We start from the raw sequence: 22290 nt of genomic DNA on the forward strand, positions 1-22290 counted from the left end.
CCTGACGCGGCTGCTTCGCTCGTTTCGTCCCCTGGCGCGCTGCGTGATCGCTACAACGATGAGCCGCGCCTCGATGTCGAAGCGCGCCGAACATCGCGGTGCCGACCGCGCCGCAGAACAGCATGCCGGGGATGTTGAACCGGGTCGCGGCGGAAACGAAAGCCGACCCCGTAGCGTGCTGCGGGGTCGGCTGCGTCTCGGCCTCGGGTGCCGAAGACGGGGTCTATGCAGGTGCGCCACCGCGCAGCGAGCTGAGGACCCGGGCGCGCAGTTCCTCGGGCGCGACTTCTTCATTGCACGAGCGACGAACAACCTGCGTGATCACCTGGTTGACGTGGGCCTCGCCCGAGCAGTCTTCGCATGTCGCGAGGTGCTCCTTGATGGCCTCACGATCCGTGGTGCATATTTCCTGACGCAGGTACTCCTCGAGTTCCAGACGTGCTTTATCGCAGCCACAGTCGGTCATGATTCCTGCTCCCTTCCAATTCCGTATTCCCCGGCGTAGTCGCGGAGTCGATCCCGGAGCAGCTTGCGCCCTCGGTGCAATCGACTCATGACCGTGCCCGTGGGGGTGTCCATGATTTCGGCGATTTCCTTATAGGAGAAGCCCTGCACATCAGCGAGCAGCACCGCGACCCGGAACTCCTCGGGAATCTCAGCCAGCGCATCCTTCACGGCATCGGACGGAAGGTTGTCGACCGCCTCCGCCTCAGCTGACCGTGAGGTGGTCGTCGACGTGTACGACTCGGCACCGCCAAGCTGCCAGTCCTCAAGCTCCTCGAGTGGATTCTGGTAGGGCGTGCGCTGCTGCTTGCGATAGTTGTTGATGTAGAGATTCGTCTGGATGCGGTACAGCCAGGCCCGGAGGTTGGTGCCCTGCTTGAACGACTTGAACGACTGAAACGCCTTCGTGAAGGTCTCCTGCACGAGGTCTTGGGCGTCGGCTGGGTTGCGCGTCATGCGCATCGCATGGCCGTAAAGCTGATCGAGCAGCGGAATCGCCTGTTCCTCAAAGAGCGTTGCGAGGCTCGTCAAGTCGACGGCGTGGTCGCTGGCACGCCGCGGTGCATCATCACTGGAATTCATCGCAGACGAGTCTACGGTGAGAACGCTGGTTAACACGGCGCTCATCGTCCTCCATTCCCGGTCTGCCGATGCAATGCTTCATCCCTCGCGCGCGGTTGCGCGATAGTGTGTGTAACCGATGGAGATCTTCAGATATTCCGGCGATGAGTTCGATTTGTACGGCGACGGCGTACACGAGGCGACTTCCGGCGAGCCCGGCTATTGGCGGGCCCCGATGGCCGAGGTGCCGCTCGATGCCGATATCGAGGTACCCGGTTCGAAGTCACTGACCAACCGCGAGCTCGTGCTCTCGGCGATCGCCCACGAGCCGACCACGCTGCACGCTCCGTTGCACGCGCGCGACACGATCCTCATGGCACAGGCCCTCGAGGAGCTCGGCACGGGCATCGAGCGGGTAGCCAGCTCACACAACGCTTCCGACGATCTCGTCATCACGCCGACGGAAGAGCTCTCCGGCGGTGTCTCGATCGACTGCGGTCTCGCGGGCACGGTCATGCGCTTCGTCCCGCCACTCGCCGGCCTCGCGCTGGGCCCGGTCACGTTCGACGGTGACGAGGGCGCGCGCCGACGCCCGATGGCCCCCACGCTCGCGGCGCTTCGCGGCCTCGGGGTCAAGGTGAGCGGCGACACCGGCGAGCGCCTCCCGTTCTCGGTGCAGGGCACCGGACGCATCCCCGGCGGCGTGCTCGACATCGATGCCAGCGCATCGAGCCAGTTCGTCTCAGGCCTGCTGCTCGTGGCGCCCCGCTTCGAGCAGGGGCTCACGCTGACGCACACCGGTCAATCGCTGCCGTCGTTGCCCCATATCAACATGACGCTCGATGTCCTGACGCGTCGCGGGATCAGCGCCGAGGCGATCGACTCGCGTACGTGGCGCGTCGAGCCGGGCGACATCGCCGGCGGCGAGATTACGGTCGAGCCCGACCTCTCGAACGCCGCGCCCTTCCTCATCGCGACCATCATTGCGGGCGGCACAGTGCGCATCCCCAACTGGCCCGCGTCAACCACGCAGGTCGGCGACCTCTTGCGCGAGCTGCTGCCGCGCTTCGGCGCCGAGATCACGCTCGAGCACGGTGTGCTCACATGCACCGTCGAGCGCGGCATCGACGCCGGCACCCGCCCCGCCGGCGTCGACCTCGACCTGTCGGTCGGCGGTGAGCTCGCCCCGAACATCGCGGGCCTGCTCGCGCTTTGCGAAGGCGAGAGCAATATTCGCGGCGTGGGTCACCTCCGCGGGCACGAGACCGATCGCCTCGCTGCCCTGGCAACCGAGCTGAACCGCGTCGGCGCCGACGTCGAGGAGACCGAGGACGGCCTCATTATTCGGCCGGCCCCGCTGCACGGTGCGCTCTGGCAGTGCTACGCCGACCACCGCATGGCCACGACCGGTGCGCTGATCGGACTCGCTGTCGACGAGGTGCAGCTCGACGACGTCGAGTGCACCACGAAGACGTTGCCCGACTTTCCGGGCATGTGGCGCACCCTGCTCGGCGAGCAGGACGACGCTGAGTCTCCGATTTCGCTCGATTCGCTGCTGGAACTCTAATCGTGGGGTGGGACCGCACCGACGCATTCGACGCGTACGGCGATTTCGATGAGGACCGCGTGCGTGTGCGCGCACCGCGCCGGGGCTCGCGGCCCCGCACCAAGCAGCGCCCCAGCCACGAGGATGCGGTGCCCGGTTTCGTCACGACAGTGAACCGGGGGCGCTATACCTGCCTCGTCGGCGAAGGCGCGCCCGTGATCGCGGGGATACCCGAAGGCGCCGCACACCGCGTGGTCGCGACCACTGCGCGCGAACTCGGCAAGAAGTCGGTCGTTGTTGGCGATACGGTTTGGCTCGTCGGCGACGTCACCGGCGGCGACGGTTCGCTCGCGAGGATCATCCGGGTCGAGGGCCGCCGCACCCTACTGCGTCGCTCGGCCGACGACTCTGACACCGTCGAACGCATCATCGTCGCGAACGCCGAGCAACTCTGCGTCGTGGTCGCGGCCGCGAATCCTGAACCCCGTCCTCGGCTCATCGACCGCTACCTCGTGGCCGCCTTCGACGCCGGTATCTCACCGCTCCTCATGATCACGAAGACCGACCTGGCCGACCCCGAGGCGGTGCGCGAACTCGTCGCGCCGCTCGATGTGCCGGTGTTTACCTCGGCGCTCGGCGAGCCACCCCACGAGGAGTTCCTCGCTTCGCTCGCCGACCGCGTCACCGTCATGGTCGGACACTCCGGCGTCGGCAAATCGACCCTCGTCAACGCCATTTCACCCGACGCCCAGCGCGCGACTGGGCACGTTAACGAAGTCACCGGGCGCGGCCGACACACGAGTTCGTCGTCGCTCGCCCTGCCCGTCGTCCCCTCCGGCTGGATCATCGATACCCCCGGCGTTCGCTCGTTCGGGCTCGGGCACGTCTCCCCCAACGCGGTGTTCGCGCCGTTCGGAGAGCTCGCGGAGATCGTCGCCGAGTGCCCCCGCGGATGCACGCATCTCGAGGATGCCCCCGACTGCGAGCTCGATGCCGCGGCCGAACGGGGCGAGCTTGATGCGCTCGGCCGGGCACGCGTGGCCTCGCTGCGCCGACTCATTGTCTCGATGAGCGCGTCCGAGGGCTAAGGTCGCGGGCGTGCTGCGATAATCCAGCTATGGCCCTCGAACTGCTGCATCCCATCACCGCCGATCTTCGCCTTGCCCGGCAGCTCGCCGATCTCGCGGACGAGATCTCGATGCGGTACTTCACGGCACGCGACCTCGGCGTGTATGTGAAGGAGGACCGCACCCACGTCACCGATGGCGACCGCGCCGTCGAGCGGGCCATCCGCCAACGTCTCGAGCAGGAACGCCCGAGCGACTCGGTCTTCGGCGAGGAATACGGCACGCAGGGCACCTCTCGCCGGCAATGGATCATCGACCCGATCGACGGCACCGCAAACTTCATGCGCGGCGTACCAATCTGGGCCACCCTGATCTCACTCGTCATCGATGGTCGCCCCGAAGTCGGCGTCGTGTCGGCCCCCGCGCTCAACCGCCGCTGGTGGGGTGCTACCGGGCTCGGCGCCTACCTCGACGATGACCTCGCCGACTCGAACACCGCGACCGACCGCCGCATCGAGGTCTCGGGCGTCGAGTCGTTCGATAAGGCACAGATTAGCTACGGATCACTCAAGTACTGGCAAGAGGAGGCCTCAGTCGAGCCGATTCTCGAGCTCAACAAGCGCGCGTGGCGCTCGCGCACGGTCGGTGACTTCTGGCCGTACATGCTCGTGGCCGAGGGCGCGTTCGATCTCGCGTGTGAAGTCGGCCTGCAGCCCTACGACCTGGCCGCGCTGGTGCCGATTATCGTAGAGGCGGGCGGAACGTTCACGGCCATCGACGGCGCCGAGGGCCCCTGGCACGGCACGGCCCTTGCAACGAATGGCCTGCTCCACGAAGCGGCGCTCGCGCTGTTCAGGAGCTAGCCGAGGTCTCTCGCCGTACGCGCGGAACGTCGCTGAGCGGCGAAGTCGAGGGCGGCGATGATCACGGCGACCACGCCGACGGCGATCACGAAGACCATGGCCCACGCGAACGCCGCGCGAAACGCGGTTTCGGTGCCCTCGTTCGAGAGGGCGAAGTAGATCGAGGTGCCGATCGCGATGCCCATTGCGTTGCCGAGTCGCTGGCCCACCTGCATGAACGAGCCGGCGACGCCGGCCGACTCGAGCGGCACATCCTTCACCGTACGCATTTGATTCGCGGGCATTACTATGCCGGGCGCAACCCCCGCGAAGGCGAGCACGATCGCCATCAGGATGGGCATGGCGGCGCCGTCGGCGAAGGCACCGAGCAACGCGAGCGCGACCAATGCGAGCGTGAACAGCGACGCGCCGATCAACACCATCGAGGCCGCGTGACGATAGGTGTAGCGGCCCGCGATGGCCGAGACGATCGCCGAGATGATCGCGTAGGGAATCGTGATCATGCCGACGATGACCGCTTCATGGCCGAGGCCCTGCTGATTGAACAGGGTCATCAGGAAGAACATCGGCGGCATGATCGCGAAGAACAACGACGTAAAAATGACCCCGTACCTGTACGAGGGATGCTGGAACAGGGTGAAGTCGATGACCGGGCTCTTGCCCTCCCGCACGTAGCGGCGCTCCCACAGGTAGAACGCGACGGCAAACACGACTGCGCCGAGCAGCATCCACCATCGTGCCGGGCTGTCGGCCGAGGTGCCGGTCGTCAGCACGAACGGCAGCATGATGAGCAATACCGTTCCGGCCATGAGGAACACGCCGGGGAGGTCGAGGTCGTTGCTGGCGTTGTGACGCTGGCGCCCCGGCAGCAGCCAGATCGCGAACGGCAAGATGATGAGGCCGATCGGCACGTTCATGCCGAAGATCCAGCGCCAACCCCACTCGTCGCCGAACGCACCGATGAACAGGCCACCGATAGTCGGGCCGAATGCCGTGCCGAGGCCGATCGCTGCGCCGAAAATACCGAACGCCGACCCGCGCTCCTTGCCCTGAAATAGGTTCTGGATGAGACCGATCACCTGCGGCATGAGGATGCCCGCGGCCACACCCTGCAGCAGTCGCGAGAGCACGAGGATGCCGGACGACGGCGCGAGCATGCACGCGAGGCTCGCGGTGACATAGACCGACAGCCCGATGACGAACATCGCCTTGCGGTTCCAGATGTCGCCGAGGCGACCCGCTGGCACGAGGCAAATGCCGAACGCAAGGATGTACCCGGCGACGATCAGCTGCGCCTCGGACGACGAGGCGCCGAGCGTTGTCTCGATCGGCGCGATCGCGACGTTGACCTTCGCGAGGTCGAGGATCGTCGCGATCGCGACGGCGATGCAGACGATGAAGGCGGGCCAGCGGTTCTGCTGCGTCGTACGGGTTTCTTGCACCTGCGCAGTCTAGGCCGCCGCGGCGACGCCCTAGGACATCCGGCGAAGCAAACGAAGCGCGTTGTGGAATGTGACCGAGTTTGACAGCGTGGCCGGCGGCTCGGGCGGCGGACGATACGGTGAACAAACCAAGACTGAAGGATAACTATGTCGACCGAACGGATCCGCACGAGCCACGTTGGCTCGCTCCCCCGCACCAAGCGCCTGCTCGAAACCAACGCGCGCCACCAGGAAGGCGCCCTCAGCTGGGACGAGTTCACCGGTGTTCTGCACGAAGAGGTCGTTGCCGTCGTCCAGCGCCAGATCGACACTGGGATCGACATCGTCAACGATGGCGAGTACGGCCACCTCATGACCCAGTCGGTCGACTACGGCGGGTGGTGGAACTACTCGTTCACGCGCCTCGCGGGTCTCACCCCGAGCACGGCCGGCGACCGCTGGGACGAGAACGGCGAGGTCATCACGTCGGAGCCCGGCAAGGTTCGCCTCGCCGACTTCGCTCACCGTCGTGACCGCACGCTGTTCCACGATGCCTACCTCGACCCTGAGAACGGCGTGCTCGCGGGGCGATCGAAGGCCACGCCGCCGGCGATCACCTCCGAACTACGCTACATCGGCCAGGACGCGGTGGCGGCCGACGTCACCGGCCTCCGCTCCGCACTCGACGAGCTTGGCGCCGCCAATGACGGTTTCGTCGCCGCGCTCTCGCCCGGCTCGGCAGCCCGACTCAAGAACACGTTCTATGAGACCGACGAGGACGTCGTGTGGGCCAGCGCCGAGGCGCTGAAGGAGGAGTACAAGGCGATCGTCGACGCCGGATTCATCGTGCAAATCGACGACCCGTCGATCGCCGAGAGCTGGGACCAGGTCGTGCCCGAGCCGACGGTCGAGGACTACCTTGCCTTCACACAGGTTCGCGTTGATGCCCTGAACCACGCGCTCGAGGGGCTGCCCGCGGACCGCGTTCGCTTCCACCTCTGCTGGGGCTCGTGGCACGGTCCGCACACGACCGACATCGAGTTCCGCCACCTCATCGACCAGATGCTGACGATCAACGCGGGCACCTACTCCTTCGAGGCGGCCAACGTTCGCCACGCGCACGAGTGGAAGCTGTGGCGCGACGTGAAGCTCCCTGCCGGCAAGCAGATCGTGCCCGGCGTGGTCTCGCATTCGACGAACGTAGTCGAGCACCCGGAACTCGTGGCCGACCGCATTGAGAACTTCGCGTCGGTCGTTGGCGCCGAGAACATCATCGCGTCGACCGATTGTGGCTTCGGCGGCCGCATCCATCCCGACATCGCGTGGGCGAAGCTCGAGTCGCTGACCGCGGGCGCGCAGCTCGCGTCGCAACGACTGTTCGGCTAGTCTCGCCAGGCGCTATGCCGACGGGTTCTTGTCCTCAAAGGTAATATCGCGCAAGTCCTTGATTCGATCAAACGGCAGCCCGTTCGATCGGGTCGAGGGCTTGCTGCGTTTCTGGTGCTGCTCAACTAGGTATTCGATGGCGAGCTCGTAGCCGAGCGTTCCCGCACCCGCGATCACCGCATCCGCCTGGGGCGACACATATGAGGTGTGCCGGAAGGGCTCGCGACGGTGCACATTCGAGATGTGCACCTCGACGGTCGCCGTCTCGGCGTACTCCAGCGCGTCGTGGATCGCCACCGACGTGTGCGTGTAGGCCCCGGCGTTGAGCACGATGCCCTCGGCGTCAGTACGGGTGCGCTGGATCAGTTCGATGAGCTCGCCCTCGTGATTCGTCTGGTAGCACTCGACCGTCGCGCCGTGCTCCGCTGCCCGGCGCGCGCACCGCGACTCGATGTCAGCGAGGGTTTCGGTGCCGTAGACCTCGGGGTTGCGGCTGCCCAGCGTGTTGAGGTTGGGGCCGTTGAGAACAAAGATGCGCATGCTCGCAGTGTAGGCGCGCATCGACGAGCGCCAGGCTCGGCGAGCGGTATGGCGCCCGACCCATCGAAAAAGTCCCGAGCCGCATCGGTGTCAGTGACACCGATGCGGCTCGGGACAATCGTGGAGGTGGAGGGAATTGAACCCTCGTCCATCGCGACGAGTCTGCGGCTTCTCCGGGTGCAGTTTGCCAAACGTTTTACTTGGTCCCGACCATTGGGGCAAACACCTTGGTCGACGGACCCAGTCACAGTTAGAGTCCCACGAAACCCTGCAACACAGTTTCGTAGCAAGCGTTCAAAATGACGTCAGGATCTAGGTCGAACGCAAACCTAGCCTGACGGACTCGAGCTCGCTACTTAGGCAGCGAGGGCGAAGTCAGTGCGCTTGTTATTGGCACTTATGTTTTGCGAGGGGCGTTTACGAGATAACCCCGCGTCCTCGACCCGCTTCACGCAGTTTCCCCAACGATGTCGAAACCGATCACCCCCGAGACTGCGAAGCTCGTGCATCGCTATTGAGTTGTATCCGATGAAACACCGGGACGTTCGAGTATATTCCATTTCGGCGTGTAACCCAAGCCTGATTTCTGCTGCGCCCCGCGTCATTTCGCCCACCGACTCCGTATTGTTAGCTCTATGAGTTGGAACGATGGCAGCGCCGGCCCGTTCGGCCGCAACAATGACGACAACAGGCCCGAAAACGAGCCTGAGCACAACCCCACGGCGGGTGCGGGTGCGATCGACGACGCGTCGTCGACCCCGGCGATGCCCGACCTTCCCCCGCTGCCGCCGCTCGGCACCCCCGAGTCGGATGCGGCGAGCGGCCCGAGCGCCGAGCCCCAGGCCCCCGCGGGCAACGACACTTCACAGACCGAGTCTTCGGGCGGCTGGTCTGCCTTCGCCCCACCCGCGTTCGGCGCGAGCTCGAGCGACTCGACCGCATCCGCCGACGCACCCGCGCCGCCCTCGTTCGTCGCCTCGCCGAGCGAAGCAGACGAGAACGCGAGCGACGGCTCGTTCGCCGCGGCGCTCGGCGCGGATGGCGATGCCCACGCCGCACGCGAGGAAGCCGCGCACGACGAGAGCGCAACCCAGGCATACCCGACCGCGGGATTCCCGGCCGACGTCGCGGACGATGCCCCCACAACTCCGTACGAGCGCGAGGCCCTGAACGAGGGCGCGAGCTCGTCGCCTGACTCACAGCCAACGCAGGCGTACACCATGCCGTCGTTCCAGACCGAGGCACCCGCAACCCAGCCGTTCGGGGCGCCGCCCGCCGCGTTCCCCGGTGACTCGCGCAACGGTCCCAGCGCCGGCTACGGTGCTCCCACGGCTGGGCCGGGTGGCCCGGGCGGCCCAGGCAGCAATGAGCCGCCCCGCTCCGAGCCGAAGAAAAGGAAGCCGTGGTTCCGCCGCACCGGCTTCATCGTGACCGCCATCGTCGCCGTCATCGTCATCGCCGCCGCCGCGATCGGCATCCCGTGGTTCATCCACAATCAGAACGTGCAGCGCGGCGACGACCTCGCCGCCACGTTCCAGCAGGAGTTGAAGGACTACAACGCCGCTTGGAACGCCGAGAACCTCGCGGCTGTGACCGCGCCCGAGATCTCCTCGGTACTCTCGGCCTCGAGCCAGACGTTCTTTGACCTCACCACCGACGGCATCGACTCGCTGAGTTCGGCGTGCGGCGACATCGCGGGCGGCCAGGACACGCGCCAGCACCTCGCCGACACCACGGTTCCGGAGCTTCCTGCCGATGAGGGTGCCGAGGCATCCGAGGCATATCAGCAAGCGCAGGCCGATGCCGACGCGCTTGCCTCCTCGCGAGACGCGGCCGAGACCTTCCTCACACAGTCAGACGCCTACCTCGCGGCGCAGCAGCAAGTCTGCGACTCGCTGCCCGCCTACGCGGAGCTGCAGCAGAACTACCGCGACGACCTCAACACGACGATGCCGGACGCCTACGTCATCGAGAACGGTGGCGAAATCACGACGAACGACGGCGCGATCTACTTCCCGTGCTCGAACGCGTCGGGTTGCCCCGACCTCTATAACGACGACACGCGCGAAACCTTCGCCGCGGCCTACGAGTCGACCTATGTCGACTACTACGCCGGGCTCGCGAAGCAGTACAGCGAGAACTGCTTCCTCGACGCATTCCAGTCGGTCTGCGATGTCGCGGCGACGGAGTACCAGAACGCCGCCGACGCGAACCAGGCGGTCGTCGACCACCTGCGCAACACGGCCCCCACGGTTGAGGTTGGGCAGACGCTCTACCCCGACCTCGACGGCCTGATCCAGGACGCGCAGTCGGCCGAGGACGCGGCGGCTACCGCCGTGCTCACCGAATGGCAGTCGATCGAGCCGAACGTCGGTTCCTCACTCACCCGCACCGGTTCATCGATCGCGACCTACCTCGATGGCCTGAAGAGCGACGCCGACTCGACGGCGAGCGCGATTATCGGCTAATCGAACCTCCAGCCCAATGGAGGAGGGTCCCGCACCAATCGGTGCGGGACCCTCCTCCATTGTCGAGAGCGATCTGCCGGCCGCGGGCCTAGCCCTCGCCCACGTAGCCGCGGGATCGCATGGCGCGACGCGCCTCAAGGCTGTCCTGTCGCTCACGGAGCGCTTGCCGCTTGTCGAACTCGCGCTTCCCTTTGGCGACCGCGATCTCAACCTTCGCGCGGCCGTCAACAAAGTACAGCTGCAACGGCACGATAGTGTAGCCGCCCTCGCGGGTCTTGCCGGAGATCTTGCGAATCTCGTCGCGGTGCAGCAGCAGCTTGCGCTTGCGGCGCGGCGCGTGGTTGTTCCACGTGCCCTGGAAGTACTCGGGGATGAAGACCGCCTCGAGCCACATCTCGCCGTTCTCGACGTGCGCGAAGCCGTCGACAAGTGACGCGCGGCCTTGCCGCAGGGCCTTAACCTCGGTGCCGGTCAGCACCATGCCTGCTTCGTAGGTGTCTTCGATGTTGTAGTCGTGCCGCGCCTTGCGGTTCGACGCCACGACCTGACGACCATCGTCTTGCTTCTTCGCCATCGCGTCCTCCTCCGCCGGCTCGTCGCTGTTCCGGGCAAAGTCTTAGTCTAGGGCCTTGCCACGGATGCGATCAACCGGTCCGCTAGACGCGAAGGTAGCGGCGAATCGACATACTCGAGGCGAGCCCCGCCAAGAGGACGCCGATGGCGACGACAACGCCGGCGGAGATCGCCGCCTCCGGCCAAATCGAGACCAGCTGCATCCCCGGCATCCGGGGTTGGAGGTACCCCTGCACGAAGAAGTGCGTGCCCCCGAGCACGGCCGCTGCCGCGAGCAGCGAACCGACCAGGCCAGCAAACACACCCTCGAGGATGAACGGCGCTTGAATGAAGCCGTTCGAGGCGCCAACGAGGCGCATGATGCGCAGCTCGCGTCGGCGCGAGAAGGCCGAGAGACGGATGGTCGTGGCCACAAGCAAGACGGCCGCGACGAGCATGACGAGCGCGACCGCGAACGCGGTGATGCTCGCGCCGTTGAGCACGGCGAAGATACCGTCGAGGAACTGCCGCTGGTCGGTCACCGATTCGACGCCGGGCATGCCGGTGATCGATTGGATGACGATGTCGGAGTCCTCGGGGTTGACCATGTTCACCCAGAACGCCTGGTTGAGCTGCTCGGGCGTCACGAACGAGACGAGCGGGTCGTCCTTGAACTGCTCGACGAATCGCCCGTAGGCGTCGTCCTGCGACTCAAAGAAGTACTCGTTCACGTATGGCGACAGCGCGTCTCCCTGGATTTCCGTCTCGACCGCATCGATCTGATCCTGCGTCGCGACGCCGCCGGTGCAGTTTGGTGACTGTGACTGCTCGGTGCAGAAGTCGACTGCGACCTGCGCCCGGTCGTACCAGTACGTTTTCATACTCTGGATTTGGAACTGCAGCAGGATCGCGGCGCCGACAAAGGTCAGCGAGACGAACGTGACGAGGATCACCGAGATGACCATCGAGGTGTTGCGGCGCAGGCCCTGCCACATCTCGCCCATGATGAAGCCGAACATTAGCGCTCACCCCCATTGCTCGCGGTGCCGTCGATATTGTGCTCGAGTTCTTCGCCATCGTCGTCCTCGGTGAGGCGCGAGGTGGGCGAGTCGATATCGGAGTCGGCCTGGTGGGCGCGCTGGTCTGGTTCTGCGACACGCGCCGCCATCGACTCGGCGATGGTTGGCTTGCGCTTCGTCGCCACCTCGGGCGCCTCGGGCTCTTCGTAAATGACGATCTCGGGGGTGTACACGCCGCCCGACTCGTCGCGGACGAGCTCACCATCGGCGAGTTCGAGTACCCGCTGACGCTCCTCGTCGACGACTGACACGTCGTGCGTGGCCATCAGCACGGCGGTGCCGTTCTTATTGATTCGCCGGAGCACGCGCATGATCTCGCGCGAGGTCGCCGGGTCGAGGTTACCGGTGGGCTCGTCGGCGAGCAGGATCGCGGGCTTGTTCACCACAGCGCGGGCAATCGCGACGCGCTGCTGCTCACCGCCGGAGAGCTCGTGGGGGAAGCGATCTTCTTTGCCGGCGAGACCAACCGTGTCGAGCACATCCGCCACCGAGCGACGGATGTGGGCACGCGAACGTCCGATCACCTTCTGCGCGTACGCGACGTTCTCGTAGACCGTCTTGTTGACGAGGAGGCGAAAGTCCTGAAAAACCATGCCGACGTTGCGGCGGTAGAAGGGCACCTTGCGGTTGGAGATCTTGCTGAGATCCTGGCCGAGTACGTGCACCTGGCCGTCTGTGGGGTGCTCCTCGAGGAGCACGTGCCGCAGCACGGTGGATTTGCCAGAGCCCGACGGACCGACAAGGAAGACGAATTCGCCTCGGAGAATCTCGAAGGTCACGTCGTCGAGCGCAGCGCCGTGCTGCTCGCGGTAGACCTTGGAGACGTGATCGAATCTAATCATGACGCCCCATACGCTACGGGGCGCCGCGGCGATTAGCCGCGCGACGCGCGGTTAGTCATCACCATCTGTGCTGCGCTGGCGAAGGTTGATGAACGCAGCAACCATCCCTCCCCAGATCACGACAATTGCGACAACCATCATGACGATTGCATCGCCGTTCATGACGTGGCCTCCGTTCCGTTCGTTGCGCTCCGCTCGTCGCGTTCGCGGGCGAGTCGCGCCTCGTAAATCTCGTCAACTTCAGCATCTTCCGCCGCCTCGTCAAAGCCCGTGTCGATGCGTCTCGACCAAGGCAGGGCCGCGAGAATAATCGCGACCACGACGAGCGCGATCACCATGCCCCAGCCGAACACCGCGACGAACTCGGGCGGGTACCCGCCGTAGACACTCGAGAGGTCCTTCGTGAGCTGCGTGTAGAGCATGTAGGCGAGCGCGAGCGGCACGATCGCGCCCACGAAGAGAATCCAGACCCAGTTGGCAGGGATGCTCGAGAGCTTGGACAGGTGGCGCGAGAACAGTGGCAACTTGCCGCAGATCCAGCCAACGCAGATGATCGCCACCAACGCGGCGGCGAGGATGCCGTACTGGTTGACGAACGCGTCGAACACGTCGAGGAAGTACAGGCCGGCGGTCGTCGGGAACAGCAGCAGCGAGATGATCGCCATCGGCACGATGACCACGAGCGAGGCGACCTGGCGGGTGAGCCCGAGCTTATCGCGCACGCCGGCGACGACGACTTCGATGATCGACACCATCGACGTGAACCCGGCAAACACGAGCGAGCCGAAGAAGAGCACGCCGATGAGTGCACCAAGCGGCGCCTGCGAAATAATCGTTGGGAACGCCACGAATGCGAGGCCGATGCCCGAGGTCGCCGTCTCATCCACTGTGGTGCCGGCAGCCTGAGCCATGAAGCCGAGCGCCGCAAACACGCCGATGCCCGCGAGGATCTCGAACGCCGAGTTCGAAAAGCCCACGACAAGGCCCGATCCGGTGAGGTCGGACTTGCGCTTGAGGTAGGACGCGTAGGTAATCATGATGCCGAAACCGACCGAGAGCGAGAAGAAGATCTGGCCCACAGCCGCGGCCCACACCTCGCCGCGCCCGAGCGCCGACCAATCTGGTGTGAACAACGCGTTGAGGCCGTCCATCGCGCCGGGGAGGAAGAGGGCCTGCACCACCATGATCACAAACATGATCACAAGCAGCGGCATGAAGATGAGGTTGGCGCCGGCGATGCCCTTGTTCACCCCGAGGAAGATGACGATGAAGGTCACGACCCACACCATGAGCTCTGGCCAGAAGATGTGGCCGACGAACTCGCCGGTGAATGCGACCGTGTCGCTCATCTGCAAGAAGTCGTTAAAGAAGAAGCCGTTCGCGTCGTCGCCCCACGCGCCGGTGATCGAGTAGATCATGAACATCGCGGCCCAGGCCACGATGACCGCGTAGTAGAGCCCGATGATGAAGCAGATGAGCACCTGCCACCAACCGATAGTCTCGAGCCAGCGCGAGATGCGGGCCATCGACAGCGGCGCTGAGCCGCCGTAGCGGTGCCCGATCACGTAGTCAAAGAAGAGCAGTGGGATGCCCGCGCAGACCACCGCGATGACGTACGGCACGATGAAGGCGCCGCCACCGTTCTCGTAGGCGACGTACGGGAACCGCCAGATGTTGCCGAGCCCAACGGCCGAGCCGATGGCCGCGAGGATGAACATATTGCGCGAGCCGAAGAACTCACGCTTCTGGCGTGGCTGCGGTGTGCCTACTTCGTGGGACACGGTCATGCTCCTTTGCAGTGGCCGGCTGGCTCCTTCGAGAAACCCCGTTCGCGCCGATGCTACATGGATTCCGACTGGGTCGTCTTGCGCCAGCGAATGCCCGACGAGATGAACTCATCGAGATCGCCGCCGAACACGCGATCGGGATTGCCCGACTCGTGACCGCTGCGGAGGTCCTTCACCATCTTGTAGGGGGCGAGCACGTACGAGCGCATCTGATCGCCCCAGCTCGCGGTGATGTTGCCCGCGAGTTCCTTCTTCTTCGCCTCTTCCTCTTCGCGGCGCTGCAGCAGCAGGCGCGACTGGAGCACGCGCATCGCGGCGGCCCGGTTCTGAATCTGCGACTTCTCGTTCTGGCAGCTCACGACGATGCCCGTCGGCAGGTGCGTGATGCGCACCGCCGAGTCGGTCGTGTTGACCGACTGGCCGCCGGGGCCCGACGACCGGAACACGTCGACGCGAATGTCGTTGTCGGGAATGTCGATGTGGTCCGCCTGCTCGATCAGCGGCACGACCTCGACCGCGGCGAAGCTCGTCTCGCGCGAGCCGGCCGAATTGAACGGGCTCATCCGCACAAGGCGGTGCGTGCCCGCCTCGACCGAGAGGGTGCCGAAGGCGTACGGTTCGTCAACCTCAAACGTGGCCGACTTCACGCCGGCCTGCTCGGCGTACGAGGTGTCGAGCACGTTGACCCGATAGTCGTGCTGTTCGGCCCAGCGCGTGTACATGCGCAGCAGCATCTCGGCAAAGTCCGCGGCGTCGACGCCGCCGGCGCCGGCGCGAATCGTGATGACGGCCGGGCGAGGGTCGAACTCACCGTCGAGCAGCGTCTGCACCTCGAGGTCACCGATCACCTTCGTGACCGCTTCGAGCTCCTGCTTGGCCTCGGCCGCGGTCGCCTCGTCGTCGCCCTCGTTGGCAAGTTCGATGAGCACTTCGAGGTCGTCGAGGCGCGCCTCAATGCTCTGGATGCGCTTGAGGTCGGCCTGCGCGTGCGACAAGTCGCTCGTGACCCGCTGCGCATTCTCGACGTCGTCCCACAGGTCGGGGGCCGAGGCAACGGCCTCAAGCTCTTGCGCCCGAGCGGCGAGCGCCTCCGGGTTGAGCACCTCGGTGATCGAGGCAAACGTCGACCGCAAGTCAGCGATCTCGGCGGAAAAGTCGAGATTGATCATGATCCCTCCAGCCTACTCGTGCGCGGTCGGGGTCAGGCGTCGTGTTCGCGGCGCGCGACCGAGGCAAGTAAGTGTGCCCGCATGGCCGCGTTCGCTCCCACCGCATCCTGCGCCTCGATCGCGGTGAGCACCGCGCCGTGTTCGGCGAGCATCGCCGCGGTGGCGGCACGGTGCGAATCCGTCAGGCGAGCCGGGGGCAGCACGATCGCGCGGGGCCCGAGCCGGTCGGTCGCTTCGAGCAGGAAGCGGTTGGCCCCGGCTTCGGCAACGGCCCGGTGAAAGGCGACGTCGGCCTCGACGGTGTCTGCGGGGCGGCTCGCGTCGGCGAGTCGTTCGAGCGCGCGAGCGATCGCCGCGAGCTGCCGCGCTGACGCCCGTCGCGCGGCGAGGGCTGCCGATTCGGCCTCAAGGGCGATACGGAACTCGTGCAGTTCTGCACGCTCCTCCGACCCGGATGCGGTGAGCCAGTCGGCATCGTCCGCCCGGGGCGCAGGTGGGGCCAGGGCGTAACTCCCCGACCCCACCTTGGTGTGCACGAGGCCCCGAGATTGCAGCCGGTGAACCGCCTCGCGAATCACCGTGCGGCTTGCGCCGTAGGCCTCCGTGAGGCGCTGCTCGCTCGGCAGCCGCTCCCCCGGCGCGATTTCGCCCGCAACGATTCTTGCGGCGAGGTCGTCGGCAATCTCTTCGGCTCGCGTCATGCGATTAGCTAACCACGCTCGGTGACCGTGACCGACTCGGTCACCCACGCGCGAGCCTGGTCGCTGAAGGTGATGCCGAGGCCCGGGCGCTCAGGCACGAACATGCGGCCGTCACGGGTCTCGAGGCGCTCCTCGAACAGCGGGTCGAGCCAGTCGAAGTGCTCGACCCAAGTCTCGCGGGGGTAGCACGCGGCGAGGTGCACGTGGATCTCCATCGCAAAGTGCGGTGCGATGTCGAGGCCCGCCTCGTCGGCAAGGGCGAGGATGCGCAGGAAGTTGGTGATGCCGCCGACTCGCGGGGCATCGGGCTGCAGCGTGTCGCAGCCGCGCGCTGCGATGAGCTGCTTGTGGTCGCCGACCGAGGCGAGCATCTCACCGGTGGCGATCGGCGTGACGAGGGCGCGAGCAAGCTCGGCGTGGCCCTCGAAGTCGTAGGCGTCAAGCGGCTCCTCGATCCACACGAGGTTGTACTCCTCGAGCTGGCGGCCGAGGCGCATCGCCGTTGCGCGGTCCCACTGCTGGTTCGCGTCGACCATCATCGGCACGTTGGGGCCGACGTGCTCGCGCACGCGACGCACGCGCTCCATGTCCTCCTTGCGGTCGGGCAGGCCAACCTTGATCTTGATGCCGCCGATGCCGGCCTCGAGCGACTTCGACGCGTTCTCGACGACCTCGTCGATGGGCGAGCTCAGGAAGCCGCCGGAGGTGTTGTAGGTGCGCACCGAGTCGCGGTGGCTGCCGAGCAGCTTTGCGAGGGGCAGGTTTGCGCGCCGCGCCTTGAGGTCATAGAGCGCGATGTCGATCGCGGCGAGCGCCTGTGTCGCGACGCCGGCACGACCAACGGATGCGCCGGCCCAGAGCAGCTTGGTATAGAGCTTCTCGATGTCGTTCGGGTCTTCGCCGATGACGGTCGAGGCAACTTCCTTCGCGTGAGCGTACTGGGCGGGGCCGCCTGCGCGCTTCGAGTAGCTGAAGCCGTGGCCGTTGAAGCCCTGCGCGGTCTCGATTTCAGCGATAAGGAAGATGACCTCGGTCATCGGCTTCTGCCGGCCGGTGAGAACCTTCGCATCGGAAATCGGGCGTGCGAGGGGCAGTCGCAGCGTCGAGAGGGTGATCGAGGAGATGGTGTCGGGCGTGTATGTCATGGTTCCTTCACCTTTGAGGTGACCTGTCGGATCACACCCAAAGCTATCAGACAGGTTTGCGATCCGTCATACAGATTCGGCATCTATCCCAGATTGATCGTGCGAGCTACCGGAGTTCGGATACCGCGGTCGCCGTCACCGTCACCTCGATGGTCGCCGGCACGACGTCGTTGACGATCGGCGCGTACCAGGTACCGGTCACCGTGATCGCGACCGTGTCGCCGCTCACGTGCACTTGCGTGACCCGCGCATCCTCGGGTCCATAGCGGGCAACGTAGTCGGCCGCTCGCTCACGGACCTGCTCGGGATCCAGTTGCACCCGCACGCCGTCGACGTCGAGGTGGACGGAGTCGAGGTCGTAGGACTGCGCAGCGGCGAGCGCGGCCGCATCCGCGAGCTCGAGCAGCTGCTTACGTTCGAGATATAGGCTGCCAGCGGCCGCGATGACGAGCGCGACGAGGAGCGCCACGACAACATAGACGATCGCGAGCGGTGTGATCGAACCGCGGTCTTCGGCGACGTTTCGGTGCATCACTCCCCCGTCGCGAATCGCTGTTGCGGAAATGTGCTGCTCGCCTCCACGGGGATGCTGAGCAAGTCACTCGTGCCGAACATCAGTGGCAATTCGAGTTCGTAGCGCACGGTGACAGTCAGTGTCTCGCCCGCCACCGTGCAGTCCGGGGTTGGCGCACAGCGCACGTCGACCGACGCGAGTTCCGGGTCGAGCCCATGATTCTCAAGGGCGATCGTAATGTGGTGATTCGCGAGGCTGAGTTGGTCGATGCCGTCGGCCGCCAGGACGCGCGCCGCGTTCCTCGCGCCAAGTTCGCTACCGAGCACGGCCTGTTCCGCCTGCCCAAGCGTGAGGGTGCCGTAGGCGACGGGCACGAGCAGTAACACACCGACGCCGAGAAACTCGAGGCTTGCCGAGCCCCGTTCGTCGCCGAGCCGCTGGCCGAGTCGCTGGACGAGGTCATTCCATCGGTGCATGGGCGACGACCTCCATTCCGTCCGGGAATCCGAGCAGTCCGATGAACGGCAGCGGTGCGGTGACTCGCACTTCAATGAGCCCGCCGGTCTGCGAGACGACAATGTCTTCCGCGTACGCCGCCGAAAGCGCGGTCGTGACGAGGTATTCGGTGCGCTCGGCCCCGGCCGCGGGCGAGCCCTCTCGCAGCCCCGCGACCCGCGCACCTTCGGCCGCCGCGTCGATGATCGTCGTGCGCACGTGCATGAAGAACGCCAACTGCAAGACGGTGAGGAAGAGCAGCGTCAGTATCCCGGCGACGAGCGACCACTCGGCCGGTGCCGCGCCCCGGTCAGAAGTTACTCGTGACGCGATTGACCGCATCTTCGAATACCTGGGTCAGGAGCGGACCAGCGAGGGCCCAGATCAGCACGACCAGCCCCGCGCTCATGATGGCGATGAGGATCCAGCCGGGTACGTCGCCGCGTTCTTCGTCGCGGGTTCGCGCGCTCACGGAGATCAGGGTGGTCTGGAGCCAGAGGAGGAGTTGCACGGGGTTCCTTTCGATGCGGTGGAGCGTGTCGGGTGGCGTTAGAAGGAGGTGGAGATGATGAAGAACGACGGATACAGCGCGAAGAGCACCGTGACGGGGAGGATCAACATGACGAGCGGCACCATCATGCGGAGCTCGTTGCGGCCCGCGACCTCGAGCAACTCGCGCTTGCCAAGGTCACGCGCGTCGCTCGCCTGGGCTTGCAGCACCTCGACAAGTGGTGCGCCGCGCTCCATCGCCGTGAGCAGGTGGTCACAGGTGCGGGCAAGCGGGACGTAGCCGAGGTCTCGGCCGAGTTCCCGAAGCGACGGGCCGAGTGCGGCGCCGGCACGAACCCGGCGCACCACACCCGCAAACTCGCGCCCGAGCTCACTGTTACCGAGCGCGCTCACCCGCACGAGCGAGTCGAAGATTCCCTCGCCGGCGGCGAGCGACAGGCTCATGAACTCGAGCACGGTCGGATACTCACTTGCGATTCGGCGGATGCGGGCGCTCGCCGCGTGTCGCAGCAGCAGTTCGCGGACCGCGACCGCAATCACCCCGCCCAGGAGTGGCATCACGATGATGACGAGCGCCTGGTTGGCCGCGCTTCGGAGGCTTGCCAGGGCGAACACCAGACCGAGCACGATTCCGACGAGTGCCCAGACTGCCTGCTGGGTGCGAAATCGCTCGACGCTCGTCGTCTGGCCCGCCTGGCGCAGTCGCATGGCAACGAGGTCGTTGCCGCCGATGACCTCGCCGAGGATGCGACGTAACCACGCGATGAGCGGCGAAAGCAGTTGCCCAAGGATTGGGAGCGGGTCGATGACTCGGCGCAGAGCGTGCTCGCGCGCCGCTGGTGCGATGTCGACGAGATGCGGTGCGACGCGGTCGATCAGCCGGGGGCGACGCAGCTGCGGCAGCGTGGCGACCACCGACCAGAGACCAAGCCCAAGTACCGTGCCGAGTAGCAGGGCGAGCGCAAGCGGCTGCGACGTGATCACGCGAACCACCGTCCCTCATCCGGGATACGGCCCAGAGCGATCATGAGGCGGTACGCCAGCACCGTGATGCCGAGCCCGAGCAGAATCACGATGAAGCCGACGGGGGTGTTGTAGGCCGCCGCGGCCTCGGGCCGACTCACGAGCAGCAGGAGTACGAGCCACGGCGCGACCGCGCCCAAGCGAGCGGCGTTCACCACCCATCCCTGCCGTGCTTCTGCCTCGTGTCGCACGGCCTGGGCTTCGCGCAGGTGTTCCGAGAACGCGCGCAGCACCGGCACGAGCTGGGTGCCGCCGACGTCGCGCGCCATGCGCAGTGTTTCGAGCAGACGGTCGCCCACCGGGTCGGCAAGCCGCTCCTTGACTTCGTCGACCGCGGTCGCGAACGAACCCGTTGCGCGGTAGCGACGCACAAACTGCTCAAAGTCGTCGCGCAGTGTCTCTGGTCCCTTAGTCGCGAGCTGAGCCACTGCATCGGGCAGGCCGAGGCCGCTGCGGATCGACGCGATGAGATGGTCGACCGCGTCTGGCCAGGCGCCCCGATGTGCTTCCCGGCGTTTTGTCGCCCGCATGCGGATCGCAAGAATCGGAAGCCAGCAGCCTGCGACCGCGCCGAGCACCCCGAGGGCGATCACGCCACTCAGAGCCAGTGCGATTGCGGCGGTCGCGATGCCACACACGGTGACAAGCGCGATGAACGCGAGGGCCGGAAACTTCGGCAGGCCAGCGCGCAGCAGCGCATCTTCCACGAAGCCGAGTCGTGAGTGCGCCACGAGCTCGTCGTCGTGCTCGCGCGGCCAGATCCAGGTTGACAGACACAGGGCGACGCCGAGCGCCGCGACGATCGCGATCAGCCAGGCCGTCACGAGACTGCCCCGATGAGTTGCGTGCCGTCAAGGCCGTGGCGACGGAGCTTCTCGTCGCGCTGCAGTGTCATGCCAGTGGCGACAAGCTCCTCGCGCTCACGGCGGAATAGCGTCGTGGCTTCGATGACCCCGGCATTCACCGCGCCCGTGGGGGCGAGGATCTCGGCGACACGGCGCCCGCCGGTTGGCGTGTGCTCGAGATGCACCACGAGGTCGATCGTCGAGGCGATGGTCGGCACGACGAAGCTCGCGTCGATATTGCGGCCCGCGAGGAGGGGTAGCGTCGCAAGCTTGACGAGGGCATCGCGGGCGGAGTTCGCGTGGATGGTGCACATGCCCGGGACGCCCGAGTTCAGCGCCACGAGCAACTCGAGTGCCTCGGCCTCACGCACCTCGCCCACCACGAGCCGATCGGGCCGCATGCGGAGCGCCTCTTTCACGAGTCGTCGGAGCGTGATTTCGCCGCTGCCCTCGAGCGAGGGCGGTCGACACTGGAGCGCGACGACGTCGCGCGTGACCACATCAAGCTCGAAGGTCTCTTCAACCGTGATGACGCGGTCACTCGCTTCGCCCGCCGCCAGCAACGCGCCCACCATCGTGGTCTTGCCGGTGTGTGTGGCGCCGGACACGAGAATGTTGAGCCCGCAGCGCACGGCCCCACGCAGGAGCCTGGCTGCCTGCGGCGTGAGCGAGTCCCGCTCAACGAGCGCCTGCAGGTCGCGGATGCGGCGGATGAATTTGCGGATGTTGATGGCCGGGTGTCGTCGAGCGATCTCGGGAATCGCGACGTGCAGTCGGCTGCCATCGGGCAGCGAGGCGTCGACAAACGGGCTGCTCAAGTCGAGTCGGCGACCGGTCGACCGCAGCATCCGCTCGACGAGATCGCGCAACTCGTTCTCGCTGATGACAGTGTTTGTCAGCTCTGAGCGGCCGTTCTTGGCGACAAAGATGCGGCTCGGCGCGTTCACCCAGATCTCTTCTATCTCAGGGTCGTCGAGGTAGGGCTGCAGCGCTCCGAAGCCAGTGACGTTTGCGAGCACGTCGCGCACGGTCGCGTGCTCGTCATGCAAGAGGCGCGCTTCTTCGCCCGTGGCGCGCTCGCCGTAGGCCCGGACTTCAGCCCGCACGAGTTCGCTCGCCTGCTTCGACCCGGGGGCGAGTTCGATGCCCTCGCGTTCGACACGGTCGCGGACCCGATCGGCAATGGCGCTCACGGCAATGTTCACGAGAGCATCATGACGAAATCGCAAGAACCATGTTCGAGTTATCCACAGGTCGGCCCAAATGCATAGA

24 protein-coding genes and 1 other RNA gene are annotated in these 22290 nt (G+C 66.0%); 5 read left to right on the forward strand and 20 right to left on the reverse strand.

Features of this window, described 5'->3' with window-relative positions; all coding sequences use genetic code 11:
* Window positions 1-223 precede the first annotated feature (223 nt).
* Both rsrA and EJL01_RS02290 read right to left on the reverse strand, forming a co-directional pair.
* Complete coding sequence (gene rsrA, locus EJL01_RS02285; RefSeq protein ID WP_125106100.1) at window positions 224-466, reverse strand: mycothiol system anti-sigma-R factor; 243 nt, start codon at window positions 464-466, stop codon at window positions 224-226.
* Window positions 463-1086 (reverse strand): sigma-70 family RNA polymerase sigma factor, encoded by a 624-nt coding sequence (locus EJL01_RS02290; RefSeq protein ID WP_206427664.1) that lies wholly within the window; start codon window positions 1084-1086, stop codon window positions 463-465. Before EJL01_RS02290 ends, rsrA begins: the two co-directional genes overlap by 4 nt.
* A gap of 118 nt (window positions 1087-1204) precedes the next feature.
* Between EJL01_RS02290 and aroA the strand changes: the two genes are divergently transcribed.
* Genes aroA through EJL01_RS02305 form a run of 3 tightly spaced genes read left to right on the forward strand, consistent with a single transcriptional unit; the run spans window position 1205 to window position 4541 of the window.
* Complete coding sequence (gene aroA / locus EJL01_RS02295; RefSeq protein WP_125106102.1) at window positions 1205-2632, forward strand: 3-phosphoshikimate 1-carboxyvinyltransferase; 1428 nt, start codon at window positions 1205-1207, stop codon at window positions 2630-2632.
* A gap of 2 nt (window positions 2633-2634) precedes the next feature.
* Window positions 2635-3699, forward strand: a complete 1065-nt coding sequence (gene rsgA, locus EJL01_RS02300; protein WP_125106103.1) for a ribosome small subunit-dependent GTPase A — start codon at window positions 2635-2637, stop codon at window positions 3697-3699.
* A gap of 29 nt (window positions 3700-3728) precedes the next feature.
* On the forward strand, window positions 3729-4541 hold the full coding sequence (locus tag EJL01_RS02305) for an inositol monophosphatase family protein (RefSeq protein WP_125106104.1): 813 nt from the start codon (window positions 3729-3731) through the stop codon (window positions 4539-4541).
* On the opposite strand, the gene EJL01_RS02310 is transcribed toward EJL01_RS02305, so the two are convergent.
* Window positions 4538-5983 carry an MFS transporter gene (locus tag EJL01_RS02310; RefSeq protein WP_125106105.1) on the reverse strand — a complete coding sequence of 482 codons (1446 nt, stop codon included), beginning with the start codon at window positions 5981-5983 and terminating at the stop codon, window positions 4538-4540. The genes EJL01_RS02305 and EJL01_RS02310 overlap by 4 nt on opposite strands.
* A gap of 141 nt (window positions 5984-6124) precedes the next feature.
* Here EJL01_RS02310 and EJL01_RS02315 point away from each other — a divergent pair, with 141 nt between their 5' ends.
* On the forward strand, window positions 6125-7348 hold the full coding sequence (locus EJL01_RS02315) for a cobalamin-independent methionine synthase II family protein (RefSeq protein WP_206427709.1): 1224 nt from the start codon (window positions 6125-6127) through the stop codon (window positions 7346-7348).
* A 12-nt stretch (window positions 7349-7360) separates the two neighbouring features.
* Here the strand turns inward: EJL01_RS02315 and aroQ are convergent, their stop codons facing one another.
* Together aroQ and ssrA are read right to left on the reverse strand one after the other, a co-directional pair.
* Complete coding sequence (aroQ, locus tag EJL01_RS02320) at window positions 7361-7888, reverse strand: type II 3-dehydroquinate dehydratase (protein ID WP_125106107.1); 528 nt, start codon at window positions 7886-7888, stop codon at window positions 7361-7363.
* A gap of 118 nt (window positions 7889-8006) precedes the next feature.
* Window positions 8007-8376: a transfer-messenger RNA gene (gene ssrA, locus EJL01_RS02325) on the reverse strand.
* A 147-nt stretch (window positions 8377-8523) separates the two neighbouring features.
* Between ssrA and EJL01_RS02330 the strand changes: the two genes are divergently transcribed.
* Entirely contained in the window at window positions 8524-10356 is a 1833-nt protein-coding gene (locus tag EJL01_RS02330; RefSeq protein ID WP_125106108.1) for a hypothetical protein, read from the forward strand.
* An 88-nt stretch (window positions 10357-10444) separates the two neighbouring features.
* Here EJL01_RS02330 and smpB read toward each other — a convergent pair whose 3' ends face one another.
* The 15 genes from smpB to EJL01_RS02405 form a co-directional block, all read right to left on the reverse strand.
* Window positions 10445-10930 carry an SsrA-binding protein SmpB gene (gene smpB, locus EJL01_RS02335; protein WP_125106109.1) on the reverse strand — a complete coding sequence of 162 codons (486 nt, stop codon included), beginning with the start codon at window positions 10928-10930 and terminating at the stop codon, window positions 10445-10447.
* A gap of 82 nt (window positions 10931-11012) precedes the next feature.
* Window positions 11013-11927: a permease-like cell division protein FtsX gene (gene ftsX, locus EJL01_RS02340; protein WP_125106110.1), complete on the reverse strand. Its 915-nt coding sequence runs from the start codon at window positions 11925-11927 to the stop codon at window positions 11013-11015.
* Entirely contained in the window at window positions 11927-12829 is a 903-nt protein-coding gene (gene ftsE, locus EJL01_RS02345; RefSeq protein ID WP_125106111.1) for a cell division ATP-binding protein FtsE, read from the reverse strand. The genes ftsX and ftsE overlap by 1 nt, the downstream gene beginning before the upstream one ends.
* Window positions 12830-12880: 51 nt before the next feature.
* A complete protein-coding gene (locus EJL01_RS02350) occupies window positions 12881-12991 on the reverse strand; it encodes a methionine/alanine import family NSS transporter small subunit (RefSeq protein ID WP_125106112.1) in 111 nt (36 codons plus the stop codon).
* On the reverse strand, window positions 12988-14616 hold the full coding sequence (locus EJL01_RS02355) for a sodium-dependent transporter (RefSeq protein WP_125106113.1): 1629 nt from the start codon (window positions 14614-14616) through the stop codon (window positions 12988-12990). The genes EJL01_RS02350 and EJL01_RS02355 overlap by 4 nt, the downstream gene beginning before the upstream one ends.
* Before the next feature lie 53 nt (window positions 14617-14669).
* The gene (gene prfB, locus EJL01_RS02360; protein WP_125106114.1) at window positions 14670-15785 is read right to left on the reverse strand and encodes a peptide chain release factor 2; all 1116 of its coding nucleotides are present in this window, start codon (window positions 15783-15785) and stop codon (window positions 14670-14672) included.
* A 32-nt stretch (window positions 15786-15817) separates the two neighbouring features.
* Window positions 15818-16486 carry a FadR/GntR family transcriptional regulator gene (locus EJL01_RS02365; RefSeq protein WP_125106115.1) on the reverse strand — a complete coding sequence of 223 codons (669 nt, stop codon included), beginning with the start codon at window positions 16484-16486 and terminating at the stop codon, window positions 15818-15820.
* A gap of 8 nt (window positions 16487-16494) precedes the next feature.
* On the reverse strand, window positions 16495-17631 hold the full coding sequence (locus tag EJL01_RS02370) for an L-talarate/galactarate dehydratase (RefSeq protein ID WP_125106116.1): 1137 nt from the start codon (window positions 17629-17631) through the stop codon (window positions 16495-16497).
* A 106-nt stretch (window positions 17632-17737) separates the two neighbouring features.
* Entirely contained in the window at window positions 17738-18163 is a 426-nt protein-coding gene (locus EJL01_RS02375; RefSeq protein WP_125106117.1) for a pilus assembly protein TadG-related protein, read from the reverse strand.
* Window positions 18163-18621 (reverse strand): TadE/TadG family type IV pilus assembly protein, encoded by a 459-nt coding sequence (locus EJL01_RS02380; RefSeq protein ID WP_125106118.1) that lies wholly within the window; start codon window positions 18619-18621, stop codon window positions 18163-18165. The genes EJL01_RS02375 and EJL01_RS02380 overlap by 1 nt, the downstream gene beginning before the upstream one ends.
* A complete protein-coding gene (locus EJL01_RS02385) occupies window positions 18605-18982 on the reverse strand; it encodes a TadE family protein (protein ID WP_125106119.1) in 378 nt (125 codons plus the stop codon). The genes EJL01_RS02380 and EJL01_RS02385 overlap by 17 nt, the downstream gene beginning before the upstream one ends.
* Window positions 18951-19151: a hypothetical protein gene (locus EJL01_RS02390; protein ID WP_125106120.1), complete on the reverse strand. Its 201-nt coding sequence runs from the start codon at window positions 19149-19151 to the stop codon at window positions 18951-18953. Before EJL01_RS02390 ends, EJL01_RS02385 begins: the two co-directional genes overlap by 32 nt.
* A 38-nt stretch (window positions 19152-19189) precedes the next feature.
* Entirely contained in the window at window positions 19190-20134 is a 945-nt protein-coding gene (locus EJL01_RS02395) for a type II secretion system F family protein (protein ID WP_125106121.1), read from the reverse strand.
* The gene (locus EJL01_RS02400) at window positions 20131-20997 is read right to left on the reverse strand and encodes a type II secretion system F family protein (protein ID WP_125106122.1); all 867 of its coding nucleotides are present in this window, start codon (window positions 20995-20997) and stop codon (window positions 20131-20133) included. The genes EJL01_RS02395 and EJL01_RS02400 overlap by 4 nt, the downstream gene beginning before the upstream one ends.
* Window positions 20994-22223, reverse strand: coding sequence for a TadA family conjugal transfer-associated ATPase (locus EJL01_RS02405; protein WP_125106123.1), 1230 nt, complete (start codon window positions 22221-22223; stop codon window positions 20994-20996). Before EJL01_RS02405 ends, EJL01_RS02400 begins: the two co-directional genes overlap by 4 nt.
* Window positions 22224-22290: the final 67 nt, after the last annotated feature.

The sequence above is a fragment of the Gulosibacter massiliensis genome (assembly GCF_900626105.1).
Taxonomy (GTDB): Bacteria; Actinomycetota; Actinomycetes; order Actinomycetales; family Microbacteriaceae; genus Gulosibacter; species Gulosibacter sediminis.

Coding starts and splice junctions, on each gene's coding strand:
- EJL01_RS02305 (WP_125106104.1), top strand. CDS start 3,729: ATGGCCCTCGAACTGCTGCATCCCATCACCGCCGATCTTCGCCTTGCC.
- EJL01_RS02370 (WP_125106116.1), bottom strand. CDS start 17,631: ATGACATACACGCCCGACACCATCTCCTCGATCACCCTCTCGACGCTG.
- EJL01_RS02290 (WP_206427664.1), bottom strand. CDS start 1,086: ATGAATTCCAGTGATGATGCACCGCGGCGTGCCAGCGACCACGCCGTC.
- prfB (WP_125106114.1), bottom strand. CDS start 15,785: ATGATCAATCTCGACTTTTCCGCCGAGATCGCTGACTTGCGGTCGACG.
- EJL01_RS02380 (WP_125106118.1), bottom strand. CDS start 18,621: ATGCACCGATGGAATGACCTCGTCCAGCGACTCGGCCAGCGGCTCGGC.
- EJL01_RS02350 (WP_125106112.1), bottom strand. CDS start 12,991: ATGAACGGCGATGCAATCGTCATGATGGTTGTCGCAATTGTCGTGATC.
- ftsE (WP_125106111.1), bottom strand. CDS start 12,829: ATGATTAGATTCGATCACGTCTCCAAGGTCTACCGCGAGCAGCACGGC.
- aroA (WP_125106102.1), top strand. CDS start 1,205: ATGGAGATCTTCAGATATTCCGGCGATGAGTTCGATTTGTACGGCGAC.
- EJL01_RS02375 (WP_125106117.1), bottom strand. CDS start 18,163: ATGCACCGAAACGTCGCCGAAGACCGCGGTTCGATCACACCGCTCGCG.
- smpB (WP_125106109.1), bottom strand. CDS start 10,930: ATGGCGAAGAAGCAAGACGATGGTCGTCAGGTCGTGGCGTCGAACCGC.
- EJL01_RS02355 (WP_125106113.1), bottom strand. CDS start 14,616: ATGACCGTGTCCCACGAAGTAGGCACACCGCAGCCACGCCAGAAGCGT.
- rsrA (WP_125106100.1), bottom strand. CDS start 466: ATGACCGACTGTGGCTGCGATAAAGCACGTCTGGAACTCGAGGAGTAC.
- EJL01_RS02330 (WP_125106108.1), top strand. CDS start 8,524: ATGAGTTGGAACGATGGCAGCGCCGGCCCGTTCGGCCGCAACAATGAC.
- EJL01_RS02365 (WP_125106115.1), bottom strand. CDS start 16,486: ATGACGCGAGCCGAAGAGATTGCCGACGACCTCGCCGCAAGAATCGTT.
- aroQ (WP_125106107.1), bottom strand. CDS start 7,888: ATGCGCATCTTTGTTCTCAACGGCCCCAACCTCAACACGCTGGGCAGC.
- EJL01_RS02385 (WP_125106119.1), bottom strand. CDS start 18,982: ATGCGGTCAATCGCGTCACGAGTAACTTCTGACCGGGGCGCGGCACCG.
- ftsX (WP_125106110.1), bottom strand. CDS start 11,927: ATGTTCGGCTTCATCATGGGCGAGATGTGGCAGGGCCTGCGCCGCAAC.